The sequence below is a fragment of the Chryseobacterium sp. FP211-J200 genome (assembly GCF_001643375.1).
Lineage (GTDB): Bacteria > Bacteroidota > Bacteroidia > Flavobacteriales > Weeksellaceae > Epilithonimonas > Epilithonimonas ginsengisoli.
Map to the genome: position 1 here is coordinate 1 of NZ_LSHB01000032.1, position 12,002 is coordinate 12,002.

15 protein-coding genes and 1 pseudogene are annotated in these 12,002 nt (G+C 36.0%); 11 read left to right on the plus strand and 5 right to left on the minus strand.

Annotated features, from left to right (window positions below; all coding sequences use genetic code 11):
• Positions 1 to 48 precede the first annotated feature (48 nt).
• From AXA65_RS11030 to AXA65_RS11045, 4 genes are all read right to left on the minus strand, one after another.
• Positions 49 to 288, minus strand: coding sequence for a hypothetical protein (locus AXA65_RS11030; RefSeq protein ID WP_063970162.1), 240 nt, complete (start codon positions 286 to 288; stop codon positions 49 to 51).
• Entirely contained in the window at positions 272 to 1,129 is an 858-nt protein-coding gene (locus AXA65_RS11035; protein ID WP_063970163.1) for a hypothetical protein, read from the minus strand. The genes AXA65_RS11030 and AXA65_RS11035 overlap by 17 nt, the downstream gene beginning before the upstream one ends.
• A gap of 207 nt (positions 1,130 to 1,336) precedes the next feature.
• Positions 1,337 to 1,684, minus strand: coding sequence for a hypothetical protein (locus AXA65_RS11040; RefSeq protein ID WP_131797804.1), 348 nt, complete (start codon positions 1,682 to 1,684; stop codon positions 1,337 to 1,339).
• Positions 1,685 to 1,720: 36 nt separating this feature from the next.
• A complete protein-coding gene (locus AXA65_RS11045; protein WP_063970165.1) occupies positions 1,721 to 1,903 on the minus strand; it encodes a hypothetical protein in 183 nt (60 codons plus the stop codon).
• Between the two features lie 101 nt (positions 1,904 to 2,004).
• Here AXA65_RS11045 and AXA65_RS11050 point away from each other — a divergent pair, with 101 nt between their 5' ends.
• Positions 2,005 to 2,724, plus strand: a complete 720-nt coding sequence (locus AXA65_RS11050) for a helix-turn-helix domain-containing protein (RefSeq protein WP_063970166.1) — start codon at positions 2,005 to 2,007, stop codon at positions 2,722 to 2,724.
• 158 nt (positions 2,725 to 2,882) lie between these two features.
• Positions 2,883 to 3,929: a serine hydrolase domain-containing protein gene (locus AXA65_RS11055; RefSeq protein WP_228391670.1), complete on the plus strand. Its 1,047-nt coding sequence runs from the start codon at positions 2,883 to 2,885 to the stop codon at positions 3,927 to 3,929.
• A gap of 264 nt (positions 3,930 to 4,193) precedes the next feature.
• Here AXA65_RS11055 and AXA65_RS20580 read toward each other — a convergent pair.
• Positions 4,194 to 4,521, minus strand: a pseudogene (locus AXA65_RS20580) (YeeE/YedE thiosulfate transporter family protein); the annotation flags it as partial.
• Between the two features lie 272 nt (positions 4,522 to 4,793).
• Here AXA65_RS20580 and AXA65_RS11065 point away from each other — a divergent pair.
• The 9 genes from AXA65_RS11065 (at position 4,794) to AXA65_RS11105 (ending at position 12,002) form a co-directional block, all read left to right on the plus strand.
• Positions 4,794 to 5,069 carry an ArsR/SmtB family transcription factor gene (locus AXA65_RS11065; RefSeq protein ID WP_228391671.1) on the plus strand — a complete coding sequence of 92 codons (276 nt, stop codon included), beginning with the start codon at positions 4,794 to 4,796 and terminating at the stop codon, positions 5,067 to 5,069.
• Between the two features lie 103 nt (positions 5,070 to 5,172).
• A complete protein-coding gene (locus AXA65_RS11070) occupies positions 5,173 to 5,646 on the plus strand; it encodes a DUF6428 family protein (RefSeq protein ID WP_063970168.1) in 474 nt (157 codons plus the stop codon).
• Positions 5,647 to 5,703: 57 nt separating this feature from the next.
• Complete coding sequence (locus tag AXA65_RS11075; protein ID WP_063970169.1) at positions 5,704 to 6,759, plus strand: ArsO family NAD(P)H-dependent flavin-containing monooxygenase; 1,056 nt, start codon at positions 5,704 to 5,706, stop codon at positions 6,757 to 6,759.
• An 8-nt stretch (positions 6,760 to 6,767) separates the two neighbouring features.
• Positions 6,768 to 7,379 (plus strand): hypothetical protein, encoded by a 612-nt coding sequence (locus tag AXA65_RS11080; RefSeq protein ID WP_063970230.1) that lies wholly within the window; start codon positions 6,768 to 6,770, stop codon positions 7,377 to 7,379.
• Between the two features lies 1 nt (position 7,380).
• A complete protein-coding gene (locus AXA65_RS11085) occupies positions 7,381 to 7,872 on the plus strand; it encodes a GNAT family N-acetyltransferase (protein WP_063970170.1) in 492 nt (163 codons plus the stop codon).
• A 6-nt stretch (positions 7,873 to 7,878) separates the two neighbouring features.
• Positions 7,879 to 8,913, plus strand: coding sequence for an ACR3 family arsenite efflux transporter (arsB, locus tag AXA65_RS11090; RefSeq protein WP_063970171.1), 1,035 nt, complete (start codon positions 7,879 to 7,881; stop codon positions 8,911 to 8,913).
• A gap of 329 nt (positions 8,914 to 9,242) precedes the next feature.
• Positions 9,243 to 9,947 carry a response regulator transcription factor gene (locus AXA65_RS11095; RefSeq protein WP_063970172.1) on the plus strand — a complete coding sequence of 235 codons (705 nt, stop codon included), beginning with the start codon at positions 9,243 to 9,245 and terminating at the stop codon, positions 9,945 to 9,947.
• 4 nt (positions 9,948 to 9,951) lie between these two features.
• Positions 9,952 to 11,352, plus strand: a complete 1,401-nt coding sequence (locus AXA65_RS11100) for a sensor histidine kinase (protein WP_063970173.1) — start codon at positions 9,952 to 9,954, stop codon at positions 11,350 to 11,352.
• A gap of 104 nt (positions 11,353 to 11,456) precedes the next feature.
• Positions 11,457 to 12,002 carry a hypothetical protein gene (locus AXA65_RS11105; protein ID WP_063970174.1) on the plus strand — a complete coding sequence of 182 codons (546 nt, stop codon included), beginning with the start codon at positions 11,457 to 11,459 and terminating at the stop codon, positions 12,000 to 12,002.

The window sequence follows — 12,002 nt, forward strand, 5'->3', positions numbered from 1 at the left end:
CAGGTTTTGATCTTGATCCTGTAATTATATATTGCTTAGCAAATCACACTACAAATTTATATTTTTACCATCCTTGATGTTTTCCATTTCATCCTCTATTTTATCAAGAAAGATAAAGAGTTCTTTGAAATCAAACAGAATGTTATCCAGATCATTTGGAGTTCCTCCCTTTAAAGTATAAGTATAGTCTACAAATAATGAAAAAAGATTTCTTTTTATAGTTTTTGGAGGGTGGTCTTCTATAAACCGAATAATAGCTTTGCTTAGATTTTCATTCAATTGTTCCATCCTTTTCTGTTTTATCAATTAATCCTTCTTCTTTGACCAATTCATCAAGGTCATTCATCAGCTTTTCCACGATGACTTTCATATGGTCTATTACTTCCTTGTCAAGACAAGTAAACTTATGGCGTAGAAATTTATGGTATTCCAAAGTGGGAATAAGTTTAAGCAGGAATCCATCATATAAATGTTGATAGCGTATCATATCCGGATTGGCGTATAAGCATAGTTGCCATAATGATTGAAAGGACAAATAGTTGGGCATATAGCAGGGCTTCACAAAAATGTAGGTTCTGCAAAACGAAAGGAAGAATAAAGCGAAAAGAAATGGTATTCCCTGATGGTTGTCATTTTCATTCCCAACGATACTAAAAAACTGCAAGCCATTGCCTTTTGCTGATTTGTAATATGAATCCAAGTCTTGGTGCAGATGATGGGGAGATTCCCAATGTGGCTCGGGATGATATGGACTTGAAGCGTAAATCCTGTTTTTACCCTGTATAATCTTGGCAAAGAAATTTTGATACTTGAATAGGTGTTGCTGAATCCAATTGCGGTCGTGGCTGATAAGCACAAAATCATATTGTTTGCCAGCTTTACTTTTAAGATAATATTGGGTCTCTTTCAATTTTTCATTACTAACATTATGAGCAATTATAAGCAGATAATAGGTAATATTGTTTCCATAGGTGGCTTTATGAAACAGATAGATCTCTTCTGTATTTTCCAACTTTATAATGATTTTGACTGCTTTATCGACAATTTTATCATTGTTATCCGCCAAAACATCGGGTATTTCAAAAGATGTCACAATGTGACGAGGTGATTTTTTGATCTGTTTTTTCAATTAGTCTAAGCGTATTTCTATCATACTGAAAAGACTTTCTTCTGCAATACCAATTGCTTCAAAGAATTCGTTTTCATACATAAGTTCATCCTCACGAGCTGATCTTCTTGCTTTGTCAAATAAACTGATCAGATAATATTTCTTTCCATTTTGTTTTACAAAATATTTTTGAATCTCAGGAGTATAGGGTACTAAATTATAAATGCGCTAGTGCAGGTTTTTTGTATCAAAGGAAAATCCTGTATATAGGTTTTCAAGATATTCCAAGTCATACCTAATCACCTTTTCATAGCTGAGGAAAACACTTACAAACGATTTGTCCTTAATGAATTCACGTGTTTGAGACAATAATAAATTGTGATCGGGGTAAAATATTTCCTTGTAATTTTCAAACTTTTTGTTGAACTTTTTCCAATTTCTATCAATCAAAAGGTGATTTCCATAATGCTCATTTTGATAGATCAAAGCAGATGGTTTGCAGTAATATTCAACATAGGGATGTCCTGAGTCAAACTTATGATGGAATTGAGTATTGTAAAATAGATGGATATGCACTTTATGCTCATAGTAGGCTTTTTTTATCCAGTGTTTTTATTTTAACTTATCAATATCCTTTTGGTGTTCCAAATTAATAATTAGATGAGAATACTGAGAATGTACACTTTTGTTATAAAAGATCTGAATGACATTGTAATCTTGGTTAACCTGTTTGATTGCACTTTCCAAAACTTCGTTTTCGAGTTTTAAGAATGAAAATTGTTCTGAAGTTTTCATATTAGTAAGATTTTGGATTGTGATTTTCGATATTAAAGTAGAAGTAAATAGCCGGTGCTGCAAAAGAAGATTTCTTTACAGCTATGTGGAGCTCTCCTGAAATGTTTGTTTATCAACTCATCGGGGAACTGCAGTTTTTCTTTTATATCGTTGGCGTATTCATAATACTCAAAAAATATAAGAAGATTTATCGTGAAAACTACACGAATCCCAACACCTTGTTGTACAAATGGCTGTTTCAACTTACCATCATTTTCTTATTCATACATATATGCATTATTTTTAAAAATATCATACGATATACCACATACAACGATTTGTTTATTTGGCTTCATATTCTGGCAGGAACTTCCTTTTTATTGGCTGCCTGTTGGTTCATATTAAAGGCATTAAATTATCCTGAGCTTTTTCGCAGAATTGATTCTACATTACAGCCAACAAAAGATTTTGCTGACATTCTTGAAGTTGAAAATAAAACCGAAGAAACAAAAAAAATTCGGATTGAACAGCTTAAAAATTTCATGGTTGAAAAAGAGCCCTTTTTAGAACCTTCATTAACGATTCAGGAACTGGCAGACCAGTTGAATATTCCTGTTCGTGAGTTATCTGTATTAATTAACCATCACCTCAATCAGCATTTTTTTGATTTTGTAAATGAATACCGCGTCAAAAAAGCAATGACGATTCTAAGAGATGCCTCAAAAAAAGAAGTAACCGTTTTAGAAATCTTATATGAAGTGGGTTTCAATTCAAAATCTTCTTTTCATACTTCATTTAAAAAACACACGAATCAAACCCCAACAGCATTCAGAAATAGCTGATAATTAATCAATTGTAAATACTCGAACTTTGATTTGTAGATAATCGGACTCATTTTATTCATTGAAATGAGTTCGACTTTTTTTACATGGACTTTTTTCAAGATACTCTACAGCATATTTGCATCAGATTACGAATATCAAATAAAAATTTAGAAGCTATGAAATATTTAATCCCTATTTTATTTTTTGTCTTACTTGGGTGTAAAAGTGTTCAACCAATCAATAAACAAAAGATTGAAAATGCAATTACAAAAAATGCGCTTCAGTTATTAGAGGACAAAAGATTTCATTCTGTTTCCATTGCAGTGCTTAAAGATGGAAAATCCACCATAAAACATTTTGGAGAATTAACGATTGGAAAAGGAAACAAACCCACCGATTCTACACTTTATGAATTAGCTTCTGTAACTAAAATTTTTACGGGTTATATAACCGCTAAAGCCGTACTTGATAAAAAAATAAATTTAGATGATGATATTAGAATCTATCTTGACGAACCTTATCCCAATTTAGAATTTAAAGGTGAACCTATAAGAATCAAACACCTCATCACCCATACTAGTGGATTTCCTAACATGCCCATAAAAAGCGAAAATAAAAAGGCTTTTTTTGAAGGATTAAAACTTATCAAAATTGAAACGAAACCTGGAGAACTCTATTCCTATTCAAACACAGCTCCGGAGTTAACAGCATACATACTTGAAAAAGCATATCAAAAGCCTTTTGAGGCGTTGGTCATTGAATTTGTTTTGAAGCCCAATAACATGGACCAAACCAAGTTTACACTCAATGAAAATGACAGAACAAGATTGGTAAAAGGCTATAACGATAAAAACGAGTTGATGCCAAACTTCAACAGAACTTTATGGGGCGGAATTTCAGGATTACACTCTACTGCTCCGGATTTAGTGAAATATATGAAATTGCAAATAAACCAATCAAATCCTATTGTAAACGAATCCCATAAAAAATTATATAAAGAAGGTTCTGATTTTTGGGAAGGCTATCATTGGTACATCATAGAAAATGAGAATCAATTAATTTATAGACATCACGGAGGGATATACGGAATGCAGAATTGGTTTGTGATTTATCCTAAACAAAATATAGGAATATCCATATTGACAAACACCAGCTTTAATGAAACAGGAGAAATTTTAGAAAAAGTAGTTGATAAATTGTATGACGACATCAATGTAAAGTAAAAACAAACAGCACATAACAAAAGAAAGTTGGACACTTTTTATCAGGATTATTGCTGTTGCAAACTTTCTTTATTGCGTCGTGACATTAGGATTATTGATTAAATACTATTTTTCTCCTCACGATTTAAACTATTGAAAAAAATGTACATACGGTTCGTTTCAAAGGCAATATCAGTGATGTAAGCTAAAGAAACCATTATATTTCATTTTACAAAATCTCCCACTTAGTGATATTACAAAATTTTTTACGTAGCATTCTAAAAATCAATACGGTAGCTTATCTCGGAAATACCCATAGACCCAGGTTACGAGAACAACACTCACCAAAGTAATGATAACCGCAAAAGCTCCTGTTCCGATTTGTGCAAAAAGAGATCCGGGACAAGCTCCGGTAATTGCCTAACCAAACAAGAAGATCAAATCTCCGTTATTTGTCCTTTGTTAAAAGTTTAGGAGCAATTGAAATTTTTTCTCCGTAAATGGTTTTTATTTTAAACTTTTTGAATAGCCATACAGAAATCATTCCTGTGACAACTGCGCTTCCGATGACACCATACATATGGAAAAACTGCAAACGGAACATTTCCTGAATTGCATTTTCATCCAGAATGATATGGCCTTCGTGGTATGTTTTCAGGATACCGTTTTGATAAAGCTTATCAGTTAATTCCGGAGAAGAACTAAATTCGGAAGAAATTATATTGGGATCAATTATGTGAAAATATGCTACGAATTTACATAAATTTTCAATTTTACATCAATTAATTTTTCTTATCAATAAAATATATCGTAATATTGCAATATTAAATTATTAAGGGAGCTACAAAGACGGATCACTTTACAGATCAACAAAATAAAATAGCAGTGATAGCAAAAGCATTGGGACATCCTGCCAGAGTTGCTATCATAGAATACCTGCTCAAGGTAAATACGTGTATCACGGGAGACATTGTCAATGAATTACCCTTGGCGCAACCCACCATATCCCAGCATTTGAAAGAACTGAAAAATGCCGGTTTGATAAAAGGGAACATTGAGGGAAATTCAGTATGCTACTGTATCGATGAAAATACTTTCGAGATCCTGAAGGATTACTTTTCAAAGATCATTAATACCGTTACTGATCAGAAATGTTGTTGATGCATTTTTTTACTTTTAAATATCGCAATATTGCATTAGTACAATATATTTTTAGACTTTCAAATCGCTTCCATCAAATTAAAAACAATTAAAACAAAATACTATGACACTAGAACAAATAAAAGAGATCTTGCCAACATTGGAGAATGTAGAGTTTCAATTGGAAGACGGGACTTTGATACCTGAACATTTCCACGTGACGGAAGTCGGACAGATCAATAAAAAATTCATTGATTGTGGCGGAGTGATCCGTGAGGAATCAGTGGTCAATTTCCAGTTATGGAATGCAGACGACTACGAGCACAGGTTAAAACCCGGAAAACTGCTCAATATTATCAAACTTTCTGAAGAAAAATTAGGGATTGAAAATAATGAGATCGAAGTGGAATATCAAAGCAATACCATTGGCAAATACGATCTGGAGTTCAATGGGAAAGTTTTTGTTCTGAAAAGTAAGACCACTGCTTGTCTTGCTCAGGATGCTTGCGGAATTCCGTCAGCAAAAGTAAAGAGAAATCTGACAGAAATTACCATAAATCAAAATAACAGCTGTACTCCTGGCGGTGGATGCTGTTAACCCGTAAACAGTAACATTCTATATTTAAGCTCATCTGAATTAAAATAAAATCAATCAATGGAAGAAATTTTTGATGTGGTGGTCATTGGAGGTGGTCAAAGTGCCCTAGCTTGCGGGTATTATCTTAGGAGAGCCAAACTCAATTTTCTAATTTTAGATAAGCAGGATCTTCCAGGCGGTGCTTGGTTACACGCTTGGGACAGTCTTACGCTTTTTTCCCCGGCAGATTACAGTTCTTTACCTGGTTGGTTAATGCCCAAAAGTGAACATCAATTTCCTTCAAGACAGGAAGTTGTTAATTATTTGGCAAAATATGAAGAGCATTATCAGTTAAATGTCCAAAGAGGTATTGAAGTGATTGATATCAAAAAAGAAGGAGGTCATTTCACTGTTTTTACTCAGCAAAATCCCATTAGGTCAAAAGCAATTATTTCAGCTACAGGAACCTGGGGCAATCCGATTATTCCTCATTTGGAGGGAGCTGAAGATTTTAAGGGAACCCAGATCCATTCACGGAATTATAAAAAGCCAGAAGATTTTATCAATAAGAAAACACTGGTCATCGGTGAGGGCAATTCGGGAGCTCAGATTGTTGCCGAGGTTTCTAAAATCACTGAGACCAAATGGTCTACAAGAAGCGAACCTCAATTTCTGCCTGATGATGTGGACGGATACTATCTGTTCAATGTTGCCTCGGCAAAATATAAGGCGGAAAAAGAAGGAAAACCTTTTGATTCATCGAAGTATAATTTAGGAAATATCGTGATGGTTCCGCCCGTTAAAGAAGCTCGGGAAAGAGGTGTATTGGTTTCCAGCGGAACATTTCATCAACTTTACAATAAAGGGGTGATATGGTATACTCGTGAACACGAAGAATTTGATGCCTTGATTTGGTGTACCGGCTTTGGCTATGATACTTCATATCTGAAAAAGCTGATCCATACAGATGAAAAAGGAATTCCTAAAACAATTGAAAGCAGATCACTTGAAAAAGACGGTTTATGGTTTGTCGGATATGGTAACTGGAGTGGCTACGCATCAGCAACACTGATAGGAGTTAACAGATCCGCTAAACAAACAGTGCTGGAGATTGAAGAATTTATAAATAAATAAAAATGAAAATGAACCAGACCATTTCAAAGATCATAGAATCAATTTCTATAGACTCTATCACCGAGGAAAGAAAAACTGTTTTGCAACCATTGATAGATCATTTACAAAATAAAGCTGAAGCGAACCAAACCATCAGGCTGAACTTTATCTGTACCCACAACAGCCGAAGAAGTCACCTGTCCCAGATCTGGGCGCAAACAATGGCCTATCATTTTAATATTAAAAACGTATTCTGTTATTCCGGAGGTACAGAAGCGACCGCAATGTTCCCAAAAGTGGCTGAAACTTTGGAAAACCAAGGGTTTCAGATTCAGATGCTGAGTGATAATGAGAATCCTGTCTATGCAGTAAAGTATGCAGACAATGAAGCGCCTATCATCTGCTTTTCGAAAGAATACAGCAATGATTTTAATCCAAAAAAAGAATTTGGTGCAATTATGACGTGCAACAATGCCGATGAAGGCTGCCCTTTGGTTATAGGCGCAGAGGCAAGATTTCCTATTAAGTACAATGACCCCAAATCTTCAGACAACACACCGGAACAGACGCAGATCTATGCTGAGAGAAGTTTGCAGATCGCCACAGAGATGTTTTATGTTTTTTCGCAGATAAATAAATAGAATGGAAATAATACCAACAGACAAGAGGCATTTTCCAGACATAGCGGAAATATACAGGCAAGGGCTTGAAACAGGCAATGCCACATTTGAAACCAATGTTCCGACTTGGGAGGATTGGGACAAAGGTAAACTAAAGCACAGCCGACTGGTTGCTATAATTGACAACACGGTTGTTGGCTGGGCTGCACTCTCGGCAGTGAGTGACCGATGTGTCTATGGTGGTGTGGCAGAATTGAGCATCTACATTTCCAATAATCATAAAGGAAAAGGCATTGGAAAAGCCTTAATGCAAAAACTGATAGAAGAAAGTGAAAGGAACGGCATATGGACATTGCAAAGCGGGATGTTTCCTGAGAATGAAGCAACAGTGGCTCTTCATCAAAGTTCGGGCTTCAGAATGATAGGCTATCGCGAAAAGATTGGAAAGCTAGGAGATACTTGGCGTGATACGATCATTATGGAAAGAAGAAGTAAAACAGCAGGAATAAATTAAAACTGTATGCAACCAAAATTAAAATTTCTCGACAGATACTTAACGCTATGGATATTTCTTGCCATGGCGTTTGGAGTAGGCTTGGGATATATATTTCCCGAAATAACAAACATTACCAATTCGCTTTCTGTAGGAGCTACAAATATTCCGCTGGCCATTGGATTGATCTTGATGATGTACCCTCCCCTAGCAAAAGTAGATTACTCTTTCTTGCCTATTGCATTTAAAGACAAAAAGGTAATCACTATATCACTTCTGTTAAACTGGGTCATCGGTCCCATATTGATGTTTATACTGGCCATTATTTTCTTAAGAAGTGAGCCTGATTATATGATAGGATTGATTTTAATAGGCTTGGCAAGATGTATTGCAATGGTCATCGTATGGAACGATCTGGCCAAAGGAAACAGAGAATATGCCGCCTTACTAGTCGCCTTAAATAGCATTTTTCAGATATTCACCTACAGTTTTTTTGTCTGGTTGTTTATTAACGTTTTACCTGGAAAATTAGGATTGGCTAATTTCAATGTAAGTGTATCAATGAAGGATGTAACCGAGAGCGTTTTCATTTATTTGGGTATTCCATTTCTGGCTGGTTTCTTAAGCCGATACTTTTTGGTAAAATTGAAAGGTATCGACTGGTACAACAGAAAATTTGTACCGGCAATATCGCCCATAACATTGTATGCCTTATTATTTACCATTGTTTTGATGTTCAGCCTGAAAGGTGAAAAAATAGTAGAACTACCAATGGATGTGGTAAAAGTTGCGATACCACTCGTGGTGTACTTTGTTCTGATGTTCTTTGTCAGCTTCTTTATCAATCGATCGATGAAAGTACCTTACGACAAAAATGCTTCCATCGCATTTACAGCCACAGGAAACAATTTTGAACTGGCAATCGCAGTTGCGATCTCTGTTTTCGGCATCAACTCTGCGCAGGCCTTTGTCGGGGTTATCGGTCCCTTGGTAGAAGTTCCGGTTCTGATCTTGTTGGTAAGGGCAAGTCTGTGGTTTAAGAAGAAGTATTATAAGAATTGACACACATAATATAATCCCTGATGACTCTGCACTAAATATTGATATCCCAAATCATTAACTACTGAAAGGATTTATCTTAATTAACAAAATACATTTTTTATAGACTTGATCCTTTATAAGAAAAACTTCAGATAGAGTAGATAATTTTCATCTGATTTTCGTTGATCAAAGTATAAACATCATTTAAGAACTTCAAAATATTCTATATCTGCAATTAATGATTTGAATAGAGTCCTGTCATGTTCACAAAAGGTAAAGGATCTTAAGGATAGAATTTAATTTTAAATTGTTATTTTTGAAAATCAGCTATCCATTTGATTTTAGTTCCTATGAAAAATATTATTCTTATCGAAGATGAATCCAGCGTTGTATCCTTTATCAAAAAGGGATTGCAGGAATTGGAATATGAGATATCGGTGGCATTGGACGGATCTACCGGGATCAAAATGGTTGAAAATAATGACTTCGACATGATCATCATGGACATCATGCTTCCAGACATCAACGGTCTGGAGGTCTGCAGAGAGATCAGAAAGAAGAACAAAACGGTTCCTATCCTATTCTTAACAGCTTTAGACTCTTCAGAAAATATCGTCATGGGATTGGAAAGTGGTGGTGATGACTATCTTGTAAAACCTTTCAAATTCATAGAGTTGGTTGCCAGGATAAAATCGTTGCTAAGAAGAAGTGGTCACAGCAGCGGCACAGATTCCAATGAAATCGAAAACGATGAGAACATCTATCAATTTGAAGACCTTACAGTAAATGACTATACCAAAAAAGTAAGCCGAAACGGAACTGAAATATCATTGACCTCAACCGAGTACAAGCTTTTACTCTACTTTCTAAACAATCCTGAAAAAGTGATCTCGAGAGCGGAAATCCTGGAAGCCGTTTGGGGCGTGAATTATGAACTGGGAACCAACGTCGTAGATGTTTACGTCAATTATCTTAGAAAAAAGATAGACAGTCAGGATGACAACAAGATCATCCATACCGTGATCGGAATGGGTTATGTTCTGAAAAAACCTTAAAATTATGCTGAAAAGAATATCCACCAATCAAACCAAGACAATGCTTCTTCTGATGCTTGTTTTTACAGTGGTCATACTGCTTTTCAGTGGATTGGTCTATTTTTCCATCGTAAATTTTTCCCATCAGAGGTTTTATGAACTACTGAAGATCCGCGCGACCACAATTGTTCAAATCGAAAAAAGCAGACCTCATATTGATACGACGACCAACCAGATCATCTCCAATCTTACCAGAGAAGAGGAATTGCCGATGGAGAAAGATTATGTTTTCGAAGTTCCAAAGGATTCCAATTACAACAAAATCTCGCATCAGATCCACATTCCGGATACCTTTTTCAAAAGCATTGTACGAAAAGGTGAAGCCAACTACAACGACAAGGAACTTTATTACATCGGGCAAAGTTTCCGCTCCCACGATAAGAATTATATTGCCATCGCTTCTGCAAAAAACCATTATGTGGTTTACTATTTGGTGTATTTGAAGCGAACTTTGATCACCTGTATGATCTTGGCGCTTTTCTTCTCGATGATCTTTTCATTCTATTTATCAAAAACGTTGTTCAAACCGATTCTTAAAATAACGAATAAGGTTAAAGAAATTAGTTCCGAAAATCTACACCTTCGTTTGGAGCCTCAACCAGGAAATACAGAGCTGAACGAACTTATCGACACCTTCAACGGAATGCTGAATAGGATCGAGACTTCATTCGAAACACAAAACCATTTGATCGGAAACGTGTCGCACGAACTGAGAACGCCTCTTACCTCGATCATGGGCGAAGCGGACGTAGCCCTTTCTATGAAGAGAACCGAGGAGCATTATCAGGAAACGCTTCAGATCATTTTGGAAGAAGCTGAGAAACTTGATAAAAAGATCAAAGCGTTGTTGATGATCGCCCAAACCGGTTTTGATGGCAAGATCCAAAAAATGGACAAAGTGAGAATGGACCAATTGCTGTGGGATGTGATCGAAACAGCGACGAGGATCAATTCTAAGAACAATGTCTTTATGGATATCAGCATGTTGCCAGACAATCCGAAGAAACTGAAAGTTCAGGGGAATGAACAGCTACTCCACCTTGCAATGGCGAATATCATTAATAACGCATGCAAATATTCTAATTTCCAACAGGTTAAAGTATCACTTGGTGCAACCGACACCCATGTTTATATTATTGTAAAAGATAATGGGATTGGAATTCCGGATTCTGAATTCACTAAAATATATGATCCTTTTTTCCGTGCTTCCAATACAAAGAATTACGAAGGTTACGGCATCGGATTACCTTTGGCGAGAAATATCATCAGGATCCACAATGGCGAACTGATCATCAACTCTAAAGAAAATGTGGGAACAACGGTACAGATCAGTTTTCCCAGCTTTGTTCCTACAGAAACCACTTAGCGTCCAAACCTTTATATCTCTAAAAACATTAGCCAATATCATTTTTGAAGATGATGTAAATAAAATACTTTTTATGTTCTATATTCGTGCAAAAATCTGATGTTATGAAAAAAATAGTAGTTTCCTTATTTGCGTTGGCCGTTCTCCAGTCCTGCATCGTTTCTACAGCTGCGAAGGCGGTGAAAGGCGTTGCAAAGATCGGATACAAAGCCGTGAAAGGAACGGTAAAAGGGGTAAGCTGGGCGGTGAGCAAAGCCAACGGAAAAATAGATAAAGACAGGATAGACGGCAACTGGAAAGTAGTGGGAATCTACCACGGTTCTTTTGCCGACTTCAGCGTGGACCAGAATCCGGAAAGCTCTTTCAACAGTGAATGCGTGGAGGGTTTTGACCAGATCATATTCAATTCCAAAAAGTCGAAGTTCAAGCCTGTGCATTGCAGTACTGAAAAGGAAAGCTGGCAAAAATATGATTTCGAGTTTGGTAAAAACCCTTTGACGAAAGAGAAAGAAAACTACATCGAATTCAATTCCAGCAATTATATTACGGTGATCGACATCAATAGTAAAACAATGATCCTGGAAGGGAGCCTAATGCCAAAACAGGCCTTCTCGGGTGGGAAACTTTATCTTTTGGAAAAGGTAAAATAA